The sequence below is a fragment of the Mycobacterium triplex genome (genome assembly GCF_000689255.1).
GTDB classification, from domain to species: Bacteria; Actinomycetota; Actinomycetes; order Mycobacteriales; family Mycobacteriaceae; genus Mycobacterium; species Mycobacterium triplex.
On record NZ_HG964446.1, the window covers coordinates 366,706 to 384,033 of the forward strand.

12 protein-coding genes are annotated in these 17,328 nt (G+C 66.3%); 9 read left to right on the forward strand and 3 right to left on the reverse strand.

Translation table 11 applies throughout. The annotated features are described in order from the left end of the window. Window positions 1-3 precede the first annotated feature (3 nt). From eccB to BN973_RS29810, 9 genes are all read left to right on the forward strand, one after another. Complete coding sequence (eccB, locus tag BN973_RS01685; protein WP_036465512.1) at window positions 4-1,446, forward strand: type VII secretion protein EccB; 1,443 nt, start codon at window positions 4-6, stop codon at window positions 1,444-1,446. Beyond that, window positions 1,446-3,707, forward strand: a complete 2,262-nt coding sequence (gene eccCa, locus BN973_RS01690; protein WP_036465513.1) for a type VII secretion protein EccCa — start codon at window positions 1,446-1,448, stop codon at window positions 3,705-3,707. The genes eccB and eccCa overlap by 1 nt, the downstream gene beginning before the upstream one ends. Beyond that, a complete protein-coding gene (gene eccCb, locus BN973_RS01695; RefSeq protein WP_036465514.1) occupies window positions 3,704-5,458 on the forward strand; it encodes a type VII secretion protein EccCb in 1,755 nt (584 codons plus the stop codon). The genes eccCa and eccCb overlap by 4 nt, the downstream gene beginning before the upstream one ends. Before the next feature lie 277 nt (window positions 5,459-5,735). Next, complete coding sequence (locus BN973_RS01700) at window positions 5,736-6,986, forward strand: PPE family protein (RefSeq protein ID WP_051641067.1); 1,251 nt, start codon at window positions 5,736-5,738, stop codon at window positions 6,984-6,986. 88 nt (window positions 6,987-7,074) lie between these two features. Beyond that, entirely contained in the window at window positions 7,075-7,386 is a 312-nt protein-coding gene (locus BN973_RS01705) for a WXG100 family type VII secretion target (protein ID WP_036465515.1), read from the forward strand. Window positions 7,387-7,429: 43 nt separating this feature from the next. After that, window positions 7,430-7,723: a WXG100 family type VII secretion target gene (locus BN973_RS01710; protein WP_036465516.1), complete on the forward strand. Its 294-nt coding sequence runs from the start codon at window positions 7,430-7,432 to the stop codon at window positions 7,721-7,723. Between the two features lie 105 nt (window positions 7,724-7,828). Next, the gene (locus BN973_RS01715) at window positions 7,829-9,592 is read left to right on the forward strand and encodes a MinD/ParA family ATP-binding protein (RefSeq protein WP_036465518.1); all 1,764 of its coding nucleotides are present in this window, start codon (window positions 7,829-7,831) and stop codon (window positions 9,590-9,592) included. Then, window positions 9,589-11,160, forward strand: coding sequence for a type VII secretion integral membrane protein EccD (eccD, locus tag BN973_RS01720; protein ID WP_084163259.1), 1,572 nt, complete (start codon window positions 9,589-9,591; stop codon window positions 11,158-11,160). The genes BN973_RS01715 and eccD overlap by 4 nt, the downstream gene beginning before the upstream one ends. Window positions 11,161-11,274: 114 nt before the next feature. Next, window positions 11,275-12,015: a hypothetical protein gene (locus BN973_RS29810; protein ID WP_139830351.1), complete on the forward strand. Its 741-nt coding sequence runs from the start codon at window positions 11,275-11,277 to the stop codon at window positions 12,013-12,015. A 173-nt stretch (window positions 12,016-12,188) separates the two neighbouring features. On the opposite strand, the gene BN973_RS30925 is transcribed toward BN973_RS29810, so the two are convergent. The 3 genes from BN973_RS30925 to BN973_RS01740 all read right to left on the reverse strand — a co-directional run bounded on the left by BN973_RS30925 (window position 12,189) and on the right by BN973_RS01740 (window position 17,286). Next, complete coding sequence (locus tag BN973_RS30925) at window positions 12,189-14,438, reverse strand: hypothetical protein (RefSeq protein ID WP_036465520.1); 2,250 nt, start codon at window positions 14,436-14,438, stop codon at window positions 12,189-12,191. Window positions 14,439-14,629: 191 nt separating this feature from the next. Beyond that, window positions 14,630-16,114 carry an EspB family ESX-1 secretion system-associated protein gene (espB, locus tag BN973_RS01735; protein ID WP_036465522.1) on the reverse strand — a complete coding sequence of 495 codons (1,485 nt, stop codon included), beginning with the start codon at window positions 16,112-16,114 and terminating at the stop codon, window positions 14,630-14,632. 425 nt (window positions 16,115-16,539) lie between these two features. Beyond that, window positions 16,540-17,286: an FkbM family methyltransferase gene (locus BN973_RS01740; protein WP_051641069.1), complete on the reverse strand. Its 747-nt coding sequence runs from the start codon at window positions 17,284-17,286 to the stop codon at window positions 16,540-16,542. Window positions 17,287-17,328: the final 42 nt, after the last annotated feature.

Consider the following 17,328-nt stretch of genomic DNA (forward strand, 5'->3'; position numbering starts at 1 on the left):
CGTATGGCGGGCATTCGGCTTACCACCAAGGTTCAGGTGAGTGGTTGGCGCTTTCTGCTCCGGCGGTTGGAGCACGCCATTGTTCGGCGAGACACCCGGATGTTCGACGACCCGTTGTCCTTCTACGGGCGGGCGGCCGCGCTGGGCATTGTCATCTCGGTCCTGATATTGGTGGGCGCCTTGGCGATGGCGTACTTCAAACCCCAGGGCAAGCTCGCGGGCGGGAATTTGTTCGTCGACCGCGCGACCAACCAGCTGTATTTGATGGTGTCCGGGCAATTGCACCCCGTCTACAACCTGACCTCGGCACGCCTGGTGCTGGGCAATCCGGCCGAGCCCACCGTCGTGAAATCCACCGAGCTGAGCAAGTTCCCCCGGGGCCAGACGGTCGGCATCCCCGGCGCCCCCTATGCCACCCCGGTCTCGTCGGAGTCGTCGTCGATATGGGCGTTGTGCGACACCGTCACCAAGGCCGAGACCATCAACCCGACCGTGCAGACGTCGGTGATCTCGATGCCGCTGGCGCTGGACTCCTCGGTGGATGCGCTGCAGCCCAACGAGGCGCTGCTGGCCTATTACCAAGGCAAGGACTGGATCATCACGTCGACCGGGCGACACGCCACCGATCTGGGGGACCGGACGCTCACCTCGGCGGTGGGCATACCCGTAAACGCCAAGCCGAGCCCGCTGTCCACCGCCGTGTTCAACGCCCTGCCCGACGGCGGCTCCTGGCAACTGACCCCGATCCCGGACGACGGTGCACCCAATACCCTTGGACTGCCTGACTTTCTGGTGATCGGATCGGTGTTCCAGATCCACGCCCAGTCGGGGCCGCAATATTTCGTGGTGTTGCCCGACGGTGTCGCACCGATCAACGCCAACACCGCGGTGGCGCTGCGCGCCGCCCAGTCGCACGGACTCGTCGAGCCGCCGTCGGTGGTGTCGAGTCTGGTGGTCCGAATCCCCGAACGCGTGTACAACTCGCCCCTGCCCGACCAATCGATCAAGATCGTCAACCGGCCGAATGAACCGGTGCTGTGCTGGACGTGGGAACGCAAGCCCGGCGAGCAGACACCCAGGACCGCGGTGGTGACCGGTCGGCATCTGCCGGTCCCGACGTCGATGATGGGCCAGGGCATCAAGCAGATCCAGGGCCCGGCGACGGTCTACATCGACGGCGGAAAATATCTGCAGCTGCAGTCCCCGGATCCCCGGTACGGCGAATCGTTGTACTACGTCGACCCGCAGGGCGTGCGGTACGGGATCTCCGACCCGAAGGCGGCCGCTTCGCTGGGCCTGCAGTCGCCAAAACCCGCGCCGTGGGAGATCATTCGTCTACTGGTCGACGGTCCGGTGCTGTCGAAAGAGGCCGCCCTGCTGGAGCACGACACCCTGCCCGCCGACCCGAGCCCGCGAAAGTTACCCTCAGCGCCCGGAGCCGGTTGATGTCGACGAGAAAGTTCACCCCTTCGGTCACCCGCGGACCCCGGTTGACTCCGGGCGAGATCGCCGTCGTGCCGCCCGAGGACCTCGGTGTCGATGTCCCGCCCAGCTTTGTGCAGCGAGTGATGCCCTACGTCATGGGTGTGTGCATGCTCGGCATGATCGGGATCATGGTGTTCACCGGCACCAAGGCGCTGTCGCCGTACATGATGATGACGCCGCTGATGATGATCATGATGTCGTTGAGCATGGTGGGTGCCGGCGGTGGCGGCGGCGGCAAAAAGGTGCCCGAGATCAACGCCGACCGCAAGGAGTACCTGCGGTATCTGGCCGGGCTTCGCCCCCGGGTGACGTCGTCTGCCACCGCGCAGGTGGCCTTCTTCAGCTACCACGCACCCCACCCCGACGATCTGCTGTCGATCATCGGCACACCCCGGCAGTGGTCTCGCCCCGCCAGTGCCGACTTCTACGCCGCCACCCGCATCGGGATCGGTGACCAGCCGGCGGTCGACCGGCTGATGAAGCCGTCGGTCGGTGGCGAGCTGGCGGGCCCGACCGCGGCACCTCAGCCGTATCTCGAGCCGGTCGCCAACATGTGGGCGGTCAAGTTCTTGCGCACCCATGGCTTGATCCACGACTGCCCAAAGCTGCTGCAGCTGAGGACATTTCCGACCATCGCCATCGGCGGCGATCCGGCGGGGGCCGCCGGATTGCTCACGGCGATGATTTGTCACCTGGCGGTGTTCCACCCGCCGGACCTGCTGGCGATCCGGGTGCTCACCGAAACCCCGGATGACCCGGAGTGGTCCTGGCTGAAATGGCTTCCGCACGTTCAGCATCCGACCGACACCGATGCGGCCGGGCCGGTTCGGATGATCTCCTCCCACCCGGAGAGCCTGTCCGATCTCGCCGCGCGCGGTCCGCATTCACCCGATTCGACGCCGGGCGGACCCTACGTCGTCGTCGTGGATCTGACCGGCGGCAAGGCCGGCGTCCCGCCCGACGGCCGGGCCGGGGTCACGGTGTTCACGCTGGGCAACCACCGCGGCTCCAACTACCGGATCAGGGTGGCTGCGGACGGGACGGCCGACGACCGGCTGCCCGGCCAGCAGTTCCGCCAGGTGACGGCCAGCACCGACCACATGTCGGCCGCGCAGGCGGCTCGCGTCGCGAGAAAGCTGGCCGGGTGGTCGATCACCGGCACCATCGTCGACAAGAAAGCCAGCAGCGGCGGCCCCAAGAAGAAGGTGGCGACCGAGTTCTATCAGCTGGTCGGCGCCAAGAGCGTCGAGGACATCACGCCGGCGCGCTGGAAGATGTTCGCCGACAAAGACCTCGACCGCCTCAAGATCCCGTTCGGTCACCAGCTCAAGACCGGCGAGATCATGTACCTCGATATCAAGGAAGGTGCGGAATTCGGTGGCGGGCCGCACGGCATGCTCATCGGAACCACCGGGTCGGGAAAGTCCGAGTTTTTGCGCACCCTCATCCTGTCGTTGGTGTCGATAACTCACCCCGACCAGGTGAACCTCCTGCTGACCGACTTCAAGGGCGGTTCGACATTCCTGGGCATGGAAAACCTTCCGCACACCGCGGCGGTCATCACGAACATGGCCGAGGAAGCCGAGCTCGTCGGCCGGATGGGCGAGGTGTTGACCGGCGAGCTGGACCGACGGCAGAACCTGCTGCGCCAGGCCGGCATTCAGGTCGGCGCGACCGGGGCGCTGTCCGGTGTGGCCGAGTACGAGAAGTACCGGGAGCGGGGCGCCGACCTGAAGCCGTTGCCAACGCTTTTCGTCGTCGTCGACGAGTTCGCCGAGTTGCTGCAAAGTCACCCCGATTTCGTCGGGCTGTTCGACCGGATCTGCCGGGTGGGCCGCTCGTTGCGGGTGCATCTGCTGCTGGCCACCCAGTCGCTGCAGACCGGTGGGGCGCGCATCGACAAGTTGGAGCCCAACCTCACCTACCGAATTGCGTTGCGTACCACCAGTTCTCATGAATCCAAGTCGGTGATCGGAACGCCGGAGGCGCAGTACATCACCAACAAGGAAAGCGGTGTCGGCTTTTTGCGGGTCGGCATGGAGGATCCGGTCAAGTTCAGCACGTTGTACACCGGTGCCACCTACGTACCGCAGGTGCACGCCGAAACCAACGGCGAGGCCGAAAGCGTGGACGGCGCGCGGCCTGGTCCCCGGGGTGTGCAAATCCGGCCGTTCACCGCGGCGCCGATCCTCGACGACCTCGAAGACGAGGTCTCGGCATGAGTGTCGAGTCGAAGGGCAAACCGCTGAGCGAGGTGATCCTGGATCAACTCAGCACCGTGGAGTCGCGCGCCTACAAGATGTGGCTGCCGCCGTTGACCCATCCGACTCCGGTCGACGAACTCGTCAAGCGCGCCGATCTGCGACCGTTGTACTTTCCGCTGGGGATCATGGACGAGCCGCGCCGGCACCTCCAAGAACCTTGGGGGGTAGACGTTTCCGGTGGTGGCGGCAACATCGGCATCGGCGGGGCGCCGCAGACCGGAAAGTCGACGCTGCTGCAGACCCTGATGCTGTCGGCCGCGGTCACCCATACCCCGCGGCAAGTCCAGTTCTACTGCATCGACCTCGGTGGCGGCGGGTTGATGTATCTCGACAAACTGCCGCACGTCGGCGGAGTGGCCACCCGATCAGAGCCCGACCGGGTCATGCGCGTGATCGCGGAGGTGCAAGCCGTTCTGCGGCAACGAGAAGCCACCTTCAAGGAGCATCGCGTCGGCTCGATCGCAAGCTACCGAGAATTGCGCGCGGACCCCAACCAACCCGTGGCCGCCGACCCATTCGGCGACGTCTTCTTGGTCATCGACGGGTGGCCGGCGTTCGTCGCAGAATTTCCCGACCTCGAAGCACACGTCCAGACCCTGGCGGCGCAGGGCCTGTCGTTCGGCATCCACACCATCCTCACCACGCCGCGATGGACGGAACTGAAGTCGCGAGTCCGCGACTACCTCGGTACCAAGATCGAGTTCCGGCTCGGCGACGTCAACGACACCCAGTTGGACCGCGCCACCCGGGATATCCCGGCGAACCGGCCGGGCCGGGGAATGTCGATCGAGAAGCACCACCTGATGATGGGTGCGCCCCGGCTCGACGGCGTGCACAGCACCGAGGGCCTGGTGGAGGCGATCACGGTTGCGGTGAACCACATTGCGTCCCATACCAACGAGGAAGCACCCCGGGTCAGGGTGTTGCCGGAGCGCATCCACCTCTACGAGCTCGACCCGAACCCACCCGGCCCGGAGTCCGACTACCGCACCCGCTGGACGATTCCGGTCGGCATCCGCGAGACGGACCTCACGCCGGCCTACGCGCACTTGTACGCGGCGAACCACATCCTGATTTTCGGGGCGGCCAAGTCGGGCAAGACCACCATTGCCCACGCCATCGCCCGAGCCATCTGTGCCCGCAACAGCCCCGACCAAGTGCGCTTCATGTTGGCCGACTATCGGTCCGGGCTACTGGACGCGGTGCCGGAGAGCCACCTGCTCGCCGCGGGGGCGATCAACCGCAATGCCCAGTCGCTGGACGAGTCCATCAAAGCGCTCGCGCTCAACCTGCAAAAGCGGTTGCCGCCGGCCGATCTGACCGCCTCACAGTTGCGGTCACGGTCGTGGTGGTCGGGATTCGATCTGGTGCTTTTGGTCGACGATTGGCACATGATCGTCGGTGCTTCCGGAGGAATGCCTCCAATGATGCCGTTGGCTCCATTGTTACCGGCCTCGTCGGATATCGGATTGCACATCATCGTCACCTGCCAAATGAGCCACGCGTATAAGTCGACCATGGACAAGTTCGTCGGCGCGGCCTATGGTGCGGGATCTCCCACCCTGCTCCTGTCCGGCGACAAGGCGGACTTCCCCTCCAGGGAGTTTCAGGTCAAGCGCCGGCCCCCTGGCCAGGGGATTTTCGTCACGCCGGACGGCAAGGACGTCATCCAAGCGTCCTACATCGACCCCCCAGAAGAAGTGCACTGACCACCCGGAGCATGCGGTTAGGATTATCCCAGCCGCCCATTACAGGAGCCGGAACCGAACCGCGATAAACCGCACCGGGGACTGCATTGTGCGATTAAGCTTTTCACCGCGAGAGAAATGGATTGCGTTCACTCAGAATTTGAGATTAGTTCACGTGCAATTTGAGGAGGGCCCCGCAAAATGCAGCCCGTCCGGCATTATTCGCGCGAACGAAACTTTCGAGTAACAGCGGACCGCAAGAACTAAGACAAAACCTCGTGACCAAGGGAGACCGAGCATGCTGTGGCACGCTATGCCACCGGAGCTGAACACCGCACGGCTGATGGCCGGAGCGGGACCTGCGCCGATGCTCCAGGCCGCCGCGGGCTGGGAAATGCTGGCCACCAGTCTGGAAACCGAGGCCGCCGAGTTGGCCGCGAGCATGACCGCGCTCGCGGGGTCGTGGACCGGGATCGGCAGCGAGCGTGCGACGGCCGCGGCCGCGCGAATGGTGACGTGGTTACAGACCGCCGCGCTGGCCGCACGGAAGCGCGGCGTGCAGGCCGGGGCGCAGGCCGCCGCATACATGAAAGCGTTGGGGACGACGCCGTCGCTGCCGGAGATCGCGACGAACAGGATCACCACCACGGTTCTGACGGCCACCAATTTCTTTGGTATCAACACGATGCCGATCGGGTTCCACGAAACGGACTACTTCGTCCGGATGTGGAACCAGGCCGGTGGCGCCATGGACATCTACGCCGCCGAAACCGCCGCCAACACCGTTTTCGAGCCACTGCCCGAGATGACACCGATCCTCGCCCCCGGAATGGACGCGGCCGCCGAGGCCGAGACGGCCGGAGCACTGAGCGCGCTGTCGACCGTGGCCTCCGAGTCCGACACCGGGCTCACGGGTGCGCCGACGACCATGCTCGCGGCGGCAAAGGACGCGGCCGACGACGCGGGCGACCTCACCCCCACACCCACTGGGATGGACCAGGTTTCGCAACTGATGAACGGCCTGGGACAGCTGAGCGGACCCATGCAGCAGCTGATGCAGCCGCTGCAGCAACTGACATCGCTGGCCGGCCAGTCCGGCGGCATGGGCGGTTCAACCTTGGGCGACAGCCTCACGGTGGGCGGCAGTCACGTCGGCGGCGAACTCGGCAAAGGTGGCGCGCAGCTGGGTCTCCTCGGGGCACCGCCGTTGTCGTCCCATCCGCTGTTGGGCGGTTCGGGCCCAAGCGTGGGCATGGGACTGATGCACGCGGAGGCGCTTCCGGGCTCCGGGCTGAGCGGGCCCCGCACGTCGATGATGAGCCAGTTGCTCGACAAGCCGCCGGGCGCCGTCGTCGCGCCGGCCGGAGCCGGTGTCGGCTCGTCGGCGGGAGCCGGCGCCGCCCCGCTCGGTGCCGGCGCCGGCGCGCAATCCGCCGCGAGCGCGAAGCCGGGTCTGGCGGCTCCGGTAGCGCTTGCCCGCGAAGAGGAAGAAGGCACCAACCTCCACTACGACGAGCTGCACGGCATCGACGACGGAGACGACTGGTGAGCATCCACCACAACAGACTTCCCGGCCGCCCGGGCCGGAAGACTTGCCATCACTTGGCGAGGACAGAGCACACAGAAAGTAGTACAACATGGCAGAGATGAAGACTGATGCCAGTACCCTCAGCGCCGAGGCCGGGAACTTCGACCGGATCGGTGGCGAGCTTCAGGGCGTCATCAAGGGCGTAGAGCACACCGGCGGCGAATTGGCCAGCCACTGGACCGGCCAGGCCGGCTCGGCGGCACAGTCGGCGCTGCAGCGTTTCCAGGAAGCCGGCAACGCGCAGATCAAGGCGCTGACCGACATCCACGAGAAGATCAGCCAGGCGGGCGTCCAGTACCAGCGCGCGAACGAAGAGCAGGCCTCCAACCTGCAGTCGACCGCCGGCAACATGGGCTTCTGAGTCCACCTAACCCCTCAGCATCAGAAAGAAACGGAGAAAAATCATGTCGGAAGCTCAGTCATGGAATTTCAGCGGCATCGAGGCCGGTGCGAGCTCCATCGCGTCATCGGTGCAGACCGTCCAAGGTCTTCTCGACGAAGGAAAGCAGTCCCTCGCCAAGCTTGCCGAGGCTTGGGGTGGTACCGGTTCTGAGGCCTACCAGGCCGTGCAGAACGACTGGCAGCAGAAGTCGGACGACCTCAACAACTCGTTGCAGGCGCTGTCGCACACCATCACCGAGGCCAGTGCGGCGATGGCCAGCACCGAGCACGGCGTTAGCGGCATGTTCGGCGGTTAGAACGGCAACGACGTCGAAACACGGGATCAGGCGAGTTCAACCGCATGGAAGAACTCGCCTCTTCTCGTGTTGTCGGCAGCTTGATTGAATTTCTGAGAGGTTCTCATGGGGGCCGACTACGACCGGCTCTTTCAGCCGCCCGCGGGGGGCGAAATCCCGGATGACGCAGCGGATTCGGGTTTCGATATCGATGCTGGCTTCGACGTCGATTCCCCCGCTGCCGCATCGCCCATGCCGGCGGGTGTGCCCCGGCCCACCGCCGATGCTCCCCCGCCGATGCCGGTCGATTGGCACGACCCCCCACCGGCGGCCGAGCCCGAACCGCCGCGGCCTCCGATGCCGGTCGACGCGGCCCAACCACCCGCACCGGCCCGGCCCGGGCCCCCGCGACCTCCCATGCCGGTCAGCTACGACGAGCTCTTCGCGCAGCCGGAAGGAGTCGAAATCCCGGCGGCGGGCCCGGAGTTCGATCTGACCGACTTCGACGCGAGTGCGCCGCCGATACCGGCGGGCCCACCGCAGCCCAATGGCCATCCGCCGCCCCCCATGCCCGTCGACTGGGAAGACCGACCCGCGCCGGCCCGACCCGAACCCCAGCGTCCCCCGATGCCCGTCGACTGGGAGGACTCACCAGCCGCCCGGCCCGAAACACCAAGGCCCCCAATGCCGGTCGACTGGAACAACAAGCAGCCGCCGCCGGCCCGGCCCGGCCCGCCTCCACCTCCGCAACGCGCGCGCCAGGCTCCGCACGATCCCGCCCCGACCCAACGCGCCGATGCCGGGAGACGCCAGGGCAAACCCGCTCGGGCGGACCGCCCGCACCCACATCCGCCCGGTCCGACCACCCGGCCTGCCCCACCGCACGCGCCGCCCACGCAACGCGTTGCCGTGCAACCGGATTCGACTCTCGCGCACCCGGCCGGCGATCACCGGACACCGGGCGCGACGTCCCAGATCGGGGTCAAGCCCGCGAAGAAGTCGGCCACCCGGCTGGTTTCGCGCCGAGGCTGGCGGCGGTGGGTCCACAAGCTGACCCGTATCAACGTGGGCCTGTCTCGCGACGAGAAGCACGACCTGGACCTACGCAATCGAATTCGCCGTAGCCCCCGCGGTTCGTATCAGATCGCGGTCTTGGGCCTGAAGGGCGGAGTCGGTAAGACGACCGTGACAGTCGCCCTGGGCTCGATATTCGCCCAGGTGCGCCGTGACCGCATTCTGGCGTTCGATGCCGACGCCAGTTGCGGCAACCTCGCCGATCGAGCCGGGCGCCAGTCCGGGGCCACCATCGCAGATCTGTTGGCCGACAAAGACTTAACTCACTATAACGATGTCCGAGCGCACACCAGCGCGAATGCGGTCAACCTGGAAGTACTCCCGGCGGAGGATTACAGCACGGCCCGGCGCGCGTTCAGCGAAGCAGATTGGCACTACGCGTCCGACGCGGTCTCGAGGTTCTACAACCTCGTCCTGGCCGACTGCGGCGCCGGCCTCTTCGACCCGGTGACGCGCGGCGTGCTCTCGACGGCGTCCGCCGCGGTGATCGTGACCAGTGCGTCCATCGACGCTGTCCGGCAGGCCGCGGTCGCAATCGACTGGTTGCGAAATCACGGTCACCAGGATCTGCTGAACCGCGCGTGTGTGGTGATCAACCACGTGTCCCCCGGCGACACCAATATCGCCGTCGCCGAACTGGGGCGGCAATTCGAGCAGTATGTTCAGCCCGGTCGGGTCATCGTGTTGCCGTGGGACAAGCACATCGCGGCCGGCACCGAGATCCAGTTAGGCCTGCTCGAACCCGCCTACAAGCGTAAGATCCTGGAACTAGCCGCCGCACTGTCCGACGATTTCGACAGGAGTGAACGTCGTTGAGCGCGCCCTCCGCTGCTGATACTGCCGCCGGCGCGGGAGCCGCCGCCGCTCCGGCCGCCGCGGGCGCAGCATCCCCGGCCAGGCCGTCCACCACGCGGGTAACGATTCTCACGGGCCGACGGATGACCGATGTCGTGTTGCCGTCGGCGGCGCCGATAGAAAGCTACATCGACGACACCGTCGCGGTGCTGGCTGAAATCCTGGGCGAAACGCCGGCGGACGTGCTCGCCGGTTTCGACTTCGCTGCGCAGGGTGCGTGGACGTTTGCCCGGCCGGGCGCCCCGCCGCTGCAGGCCGACCAATCCCTGGACGAGGCGGTCGTCGTCGACGGATCGCTGCTGACCCTGGTGCCGGTGAGTCGCACCGAGCGGTACCGTCCGCTCGTCGAGGACGTCATCGACGCGATCGCGGTGCTGGACGAATCACCGGAGTTCGACCGGGCGGCATTGAATCGCTTTGTCGGGGTGGCAATTCCGGTCGTGACGATGGCAATAACCGGAATCGGAGCCGTGGCGTGGATGGCCAACGGACACCACCTGTGGTGGCCGATCGGGTTGGGCACCGCCGGACTTCTTGTCCTGCTGGGCAGCTGGGCGGCCAACAGGTTCTACCGGAACCCGAACTTGTCGGAAAGCCTGCTGGCGACGGCGTTCCCGTTGATCGTGGTGGCGGTAGCGATGGCCATCCCGCGGCCACGCGGAATGACCACTTCGTTTGGGCCGCCGCAGCTTGCCGCCGGTGCCGCGGCCGTTCTGTTCTTGACGTTGATCACCCGTGGCGGCCCGCGGCACCGTACCGAGCTGGCGTCGTTCGCCGCGGTCACTTCGATCACGCTCACCGCGGCCGCGTTCGCCTACGGGTACGGCTGGCAGCGATGGGTGCCGGCCCTGGCGATCGTATTCGGCTTGTTCACCGTGACGAACGCGGCCAAGTTGACGGTCGTCTTCGCGCGGATCGCCCTGCCGCCCATCCCCGCTCCCGGCGAGACCGTGGAGCACGAGGAACTGCTCGATCCCGTTGCGGGCGAAGAGGCCGCCGAAGACAAAGAGACACGAACCTGGCAGGCCATCATCGCGTCGGTGCCCGATTCGGCCGCCCGGCTGGCCGAACGCAGCCAGACGGCCAAGCAGCTGCTGACCGGTTTCATCACGGCCGGCACCCTGGTCCTCGTCGCCGGCGTCATCGGGGTACTGGCGCGCGGACACTTCTTCGTACACAGCCTGGTGGTGGCCGGTCTGGTCACGATGATGTGCGCGTTCAGGTCGCGCCTGTACGCGGAGCCTTGGTGCGCATGGTCATTGCTGGCGGCCACGGTCGCCATCCCGATCGGGGTGACCATTCGGTTGAGTATCTGGTATCCGACGAGCGCGCGTTGGTTCGTGGTCGTTCTGTTGGTGGCGGCGCTGGTCGCGTTGACGACGGTCGGCGCGGCGGCCGGGATACGCCGCATCACGCCGGTGATGAAACGAACGCTGGAATTGTTCGACGGCGCGGTCGTCGCGGCGATCCTTCCGTTGCTGCTCTGGATAACCGGCGTATACGACACCGTCCGCAATATCCAATTCTGACGAGGCCCGAATCGATGGGAGCCGACACGTGCCGAGAAATATTGCTGCACTTGGCCTGCGGCGGCCTTCGGTAAAATCTGTCTGTCGGCCGCGCACGCAAAGGGAACCGAAACGATGACTGAATCACTGGTGGTTGATCCCGCTCGGCTCAAGGCCGCGGGAGTAGCGGTTCGCGACCAGCAGCTACCTGCGGCCCCGCCGCCGATGACAGCGCCCGGAACGGATTCCGTGTCGGCAGCGATCAACCAGACATTGCCGATCATCGAATCGCCCGTGGTTAAGGGGTTGCCGGAAGCCCAAGCCGCCCTTGCCAATACGGGATCGAAAATCGTCACCGCCGCCGACATGTACGCCCAGACCGACCAACGGCTTGGCGAGAGCGTCGGCAAGGTCCAGTTCCTGGCCGCTTCCGAGCCCGCCGGGACGGACCAACCGGCAAGCGCGTCCGGAATGCTGGGTGCCCAGGCAACCGACAAGAAGTCCGGCGACAAGGACGGCAAGAAGGACGACAAGAAGCCGCACCCGGCGAAGCCGGCCGATCTCAGTCAGTTCGCCGCCATGAGTCAGGCGGCGCAACCGCTGTCCCAGGGCCTGCAGACCGTCATGTCGACCGCGCAGCAGGCCGGCCAAGGCATGGGCAACGCTGGCGCCGCGCCGGCCAAGCTCGCCGACGACACCAAAAAGGACGACACCACGAAGCCCGACGACGCCCCGGTCGCCGAATCGCAATTGGTCGACGCCACGACGAAAGACTCCGACGGCGCCGCGTCGGGCAAGCCGGGCTCCGGTAGCGCCCCCGTCGACGCACCGGCTGCCGGTCGCCCGGGGACGACGCAGTCGGAGATCGGGATCTGAGCGCTGTTTTGCCCTTCGGGTTCGGGCACCGGGCTTTCGCCCGGGGCAGTGTGCGTCCTGAGCGTTGAGTGTGCGCGCAAGCGTGGCGACACGCCGGCGAACTCCGCCTGCACTCACACCCAAAGCCGTCAGCGCACGATGAGCGCACGCCCTTGCTTGCGGACTAGTTACCGCTACGCCGGAGCTAAGACGGGCGCCTCGGCCAGGGCAGCGTTGACCAGCTCGCCGAGGTATTTCCAGTACATCCAGTCGGCGACGGCACCGCGCTGATCCTCCGGGTCGATCGTGGTGTGCGCTTCCCTGAGGAGGACCTCTTCGGCGTGCGCGGCGTAGGCCTGGAAGGCCTGCAGGTGCGCAACCTGGCGACCACTTGCGTTGCTGGCCATCGGCTTCATCACCTCGAACCAGAGCATGAACCGATTGTCCGAAGGTTTACCGGCAGCGGGCGCATCGGCACCGGCCGACGGGAGCGGCATCTGGGCGAGCAGTTCGCCCATCCGCAGCGGCCGCGCGCCGGGATCGACGAGCACCGCCGCCGTCTCGGGATCGACCACTTCGGCGGGTTCGGGCGGCGGCTCGGGTGCGGGCTCGGGTGCCGGCTCGGCGCCCTCCGGCAGTGGCGGCAGCAGGTCGGTCAAACGGGTGTCCGGCGTCGCCGCCAGCCGTTCGGCGGCCTCGGAATCCACGACCGTCAGCCGGGGCCGGCCGATCATGTCGCCCGTTTCCGGGATGTCGTCGGGTTCCAAGACAACGGTCGGCACCCCGGCGTCGGAATTGGCCAACTGCTCCGCGGTGCCGATGACCGCCCGCAGCTCCATTTCGTGGTGGGCCGCCCAGCCTTGCACTGCCATCACCGGGTAGGTTGCCCAACGCGCCCGCTCACCGGCGGGAATCGTCTCATCGGCGCTGGCCATATAGACTTTCTCCGGCAACTCCACCCCGTCGGGGATGTAGGCCAGCCCGTAGCTGTTGGCGACCACAATCGCGCCCTCGGCGGTCACCCCCGTCACCCAGAAGAACCCGAGGTCCATCGCGCCGCCACGGTCCGCCGCGTTGAGTGCGGCACCAATGCGGCGCGCCAGCTGCAGCGGATCGGGCCCGGCGCGGCGCTCCGCGTCGGCCTTCGCGGCATCGGCGCGCGCGTCACGTTCGAGCCGGGCGGCCGAAACCGGGATCACCGCGGCCGTCGACACGATGGCCTCCGCGACGTCGGCGCGATCGGGATGCATCGGTTGTGCGCGGGGCTTGCTCTTGTTCGCCGTCCGGGAGCTGGCTGCCGGCCGCGAACTGGCCGATTTCTCGTCGGCCTTCTCTCCCGCCGATGCAAACGACCTTCCGCCCGGCCCGCCGCTGCCGCCCGATCCGCCCGATCCGCCCGCTGCACCGGCTCCACCCGCGCCCATCGGCCCGGTCGGCACGCCGGCCCCCCCGGCATGCGCGGCCGCCGCGTCGTCTGCGGTGGTCGCCGATGCCGGCATCACGCCAGGCCCCGACGCGGCCGCCGGCGTCACGCCCTTGGGGCCGCCGGCCGGACCCGCTGCGGGCTGTGGCAGCCCGGCCGCCGGACTCAACGGCACCGCCGGAGCGGCCGGGGCCAGGGGAGCCGCCGGTCCGGCAGGCGCGGCCGAGCCCGGCGGTGGCTGAAGTCCAAGGGGTGGCGACCCCGGGACCGGCTGCAGACCCGCGACGCCATCCAGTGGAGGTGTCATCGGCGTGAGCCCGCCACCCCCCGGAACCGAAGGCGTCAGCGGCGGCGTCCCGCTCGGGATGGTGGGTTTGAGCCCCCCACCGCCCGGTGCGACGGGCGCTGGTGGCGGGGTCGGCCGCGGGAACGGGGACGGTGCCGGTGCCGGACGGTCCGGGATGTTGACCGGGGGTGGTGTTTTTTGATCGAGCAGCTCCTGCAGCGCGTTGGCCGGCGGTTTCCACGACTTGCTCACCAAGATCTGCGCGGCGGTGCCGTCGACGATGCTGACGTTAGCGCCGTGTGTCGTGGTCACCACCGTGTTGATCTGCTCGGTGCGCTCGGCGTCGTCCAGGCTGGAGTCCGTCTCCAGCTTCTGGATCGTGCGATGCGCCTCGACGACGTTGTCGGTGATGTCCGACTTGGCCTGCACGACCGTCTGGGCCACATATTTGTGCCAGGTGATGACGGTGGCAAGACCGTTCTGCAGCGTCACCAGTCCGTCGATCAGCGTCCCGAGTTGGGTGTTGGCGGAGTCGGCGGCGCTACCCGACCAGGTACCACCGTCGAAGATTTCGCCCCGTTGGGACTGGCAGGCCTCCAACACGTCGGTGACTTGACGCAGCACCTGCAAGTACTCCTGGGCGCGGTCGTAGTAGGCCTGCTCGTCGACGTCGGGCCACCCACCCGGAACGAGCATCTGCTCGGCATAACCCCCCGTTGGCTTCGCGAGGCCCATCAGCTACTCCTCCGCAGGGTGGGACGCGCCGCTGTGGTGCCGCCAGTCGCGCGGGCGATAGTGGCTAGCAGGACGCCGGACATCATGGTTAATAAGCGTAATCGAGGTTGGGACAGGCTAACTGCGGCAAAATTCGCGCTCGTGCGCCACCAAAATCGTGGCGTCGGCTGCGGTCGGGCGGTGGCTTCGAGTCATTGTTTTTCGGCCGGGCCCTTGCGGGGACGATTACCGATCACGCCCTCGGTCCACGACCGCTCCTCGGTGTAGAGCGCGTCCTCGTCGGCTCCCGGTATGCGCTTGCCTTTACCGCCGCCTTTGTCCCCGTGCCCGCCCATCGGCATGCCGCCCATCCCGCCGCCCGCACCAGCTGCGCTTGGAAGGCCCTTGCCCAGACCGGCGGTGGCCATGCCCGGTGCCGCCGCGGCGGCCGGACGTGACGACGCTTCGCCATCTCCGGCAGCGCCTTGCAATGGCATCTTGGGCATGCCGCCCATTCCGCCGACCGAGGCCGGTTTCATTCCTCCGGCGCCACCCTTACCCGCGCCGGTCTTCTGCATCGCCTTGTCCACCAGCGCCTGGGTGTCCGGGGTCGGCGGGGTTTGCGGAGTGCCGCCCATTCCCGTCGGCAGCGTCGGCATGGTGGGCATCATCGGCATGTTGGCCGACGGGTCGGTGGGCACCACGGGCACGTCGGGAACGTCGGGAACGTCGGGAACGTCGTCCGGGTTGGGTATCACAAACGCGCTGTACGGCGCCACCGGGTTCGCCGGCGCCAGCGGAATCCCGCCGGCAGAAATGTACGTCGATAACGCCGTCTCCGACCTTTTCTGCAATTTCTTGTACCAGTCGATAGCCATATACATGTATGGACTGTTGTGTTCGACGTAGAACTTGTACCAGTAATCGCACTGGCTCACTTCGTAGGTCGAGGGGTGCTCGCCCTCCAGGCCGTAGGGCTCCCTGCCGCCCCATTCGCTGCCGCCGCTAGGTATGACCTTCTTGTGCGCGTCAGCAACCATTTGGGCCTGTTTAGCCAGCGTGGTGCATTGCGTCACCATGCCGAATATCCACTGCTTCTGTTGGTTGAAATTCGACTCGACGGACGCCCTGGCATCGCCCTCCCAGTTGAGGAAGGGCCGAAACCGGTAGGCCAGTTGCTGGAATTTCAGCTGGTAACTGTTCCAATCGGTGGCAAATTGTCTGAATGCCCGCCCCTGGTCGGGAGATTCGATGTCCGTCGCCGCCTGCCTCACCTCGTAGTAGGGGTATTGGAAGGGCGGAGGCGGCGGCGGCGGTGGCGGCGGCGCCGGGATGTAGTCCGGATCGCACATCAGCGAGACGTTTTCCTCGGCGGCTACCCTCGCCGACGAGCCGGAACCGGACGTCCCGTCCGTGTTGATCGCGTTGAGGTCGTCGGCGGCCCCTTCGTCGGCCTCCTGATACGCCTTCGCTGCGTTCCGGAGCGACTTCGCCAGCGCGCTCCATTCGCGCTGGCACGCTTGGATGTACAGCCGCAACGAGTCGGCGTTGATCGCGATTTGCACGGCCGCATCACGGACGAATGAGAGGTTGCACGGTGCCTGTGGGTTGCCCATCGGCATCTTCGGCAGCGGCGCCTCGAGTTCGTCGGCTCGCGCCATGAGTTCTTGGTATTCGACGTTTACCGCCTGTGTCATATCGACTCATTCTCCTCGTGCCCAAGCCACCGTGCTCGGTAGTTCATTTCCCTCGTGACGCCGGCCGAATCGGCGACTTGCAACGCCGCGGGATGCCAATTGTGTTGCGCCGCAGGACCGCTTGGTCGACGCCCGACGATGCCCCGAGGTACACCGCCGTCTCGCCAAGCAGCACGATGCGGTGTCATCACCGACCACCTCTTTCGTCTCGCGAGGGCATGCGGACGGTGCAGCGGGACTCCGACCACGACCGAATGCAATCGTAATGCACCTAACAGCACCGACGTGCACCGATTTTGCCCGTGATCATTACGGCCCTTGCGGTTTCGCGGACCGATTTTTCGAGACGGGATGACGGGCCGGTCCGATCGCGATCCTATTCAGCTCACAGACATCGGCCGTTAAACTACCGGGTCCGCTGTCATTTACCCGCAGTCCATTTCTATGAGCGCTCGGTCGTCGACGCGGAAAAACACACCATCGGCCTGCAGCATTCGACCGGCACGCGGATCCATGAAACCGGGCACCAACCCCTTCAGTGCGAAACCCAACGAGTCCAGGAGCGCGAATGCTTCGTCAATGAGCATTCCCCCCTCATACAAAGGCTCGAAGGACAGCTCGAGTTCGATGCCGACACATCGGCCGATAATCGTCGCCCGGCCACCCTCGATCACTTGCTTCTCAAACCCCTGAACATCGATCTTGAGAAAGGCGACCTCGTCGGGCACCAGGACCTCGGACGCGACGGAATCCAGCCGCGACACCGTCACTTCTTCGGTGCCGATGTAGTTCGCCGTGGGAAATATGTCCCGGTGTAGCTGCAGCATCGGCAGGATGGAGCTGCTCTCGCCGGCGTTGCCTGCGACATTCATCGTGGTCGCTCCGTCGAAATCGCCGAGCGCGCACTGCCGGCAATCCCACAGTGGGAGCTTCGAGGCAACGCGGTGCAGCCGGGAGTATGGCCCGGAGAGGGGCTCGAACGAAACGACGCGGCCGTCGAAATCCGCCTCGCGAAGGCGCCTGGCGTACTGTCCTGAATTGGCTCCGACATCAATAACGACGTCGACGCCGCGGGTTTTGAGTTCGTTCACGAAATTGCGGCGCCACTCCAATTCAGAATGGTAATTTTTCACCTCCTTTTCGGCCCGGTTCGTGATCCAGTACAAACCCATTGCATGACACTAACATTGGGCTACTTGGCCGATTCCGAAGTG

Bases quoted from the DNA above. Each gene is read 5' to 3' on its own strand.
- eccB (WP_036465512.1), top strand. From the start codon at position 4: ATGGCGGGCATTCGGCTTACCACCAAGGTTCAGGTGAGTGGTTGGCGC.
- eccCa (WP_036465513.1), top strand. From the start codon at position 1,446: ATGTCGACGAGAAAGTTCACCCCTTCGGTCACCCGCGGACCCCGGTTG.
- eccCb (WP_036465514.1), top strand. From the start codon at position 3,704: ATGAGTGTCGAGTCGAAGGGCAAACCGCTGAGCGAGGTGATCCTGGAT.
- BN973_RS01700 (WP_051641067.1), top strand. From the start codon at position 5,736: ATGCTGTGGCACGCTATGCCACCGGAGCTGAACACCGCACGGCTGATG.
- BN973_RS01705 (WP_036465515.1), top strand. From the start codon at position 7,075: ATGGCAGAGATGAAGACTGATGCCAGTACCCTCAGCGCCGAGGCCGGG.
- BN973_RS01710 (WP_036465516.1), top strand. From the start codon at position 7,430: ATGTCGGAAGCTCAGTCATGGAATTTCAGCGGCATCGAGGCCGGTGCG.
- BN973_RS01715 (WP_036465518.1), top strand. From the start codon at position 7,829: ATGGGGGCCGACTACGACCGGCTCTTTCAGCCGCCCGCGGGGGGCGAA.
- BN973_RS29810 (WP_139830351.1), top strand. From the start codon at position 11,275: ATGACTGAATCACTGGTGGTTGATCCCGCTCGGCTCAAGGCCGCGGGA.
- BN973_RS30925 (WP_036465520.1), bottom strand. From the start codon at position 14,438: ATGGGCCTCGCGAAGCCAACGGGGGGTTATGCCGAGCAGATGCTCGTT.
- espB (WP_036465522.1), bottom strand. From the start codon at position 16,114: ATGACACAGGCGGTAAACGTCGAATACCAAGAACTCATGGCGCGAGCC.
- BN973_RS01740 (WP_051641069.1), bottom strand. From the start codon at position 17,286: ATGGGTTTGTACTGGATCACGAACCGGGCCGAAAAGGAGGTGAAAAAT.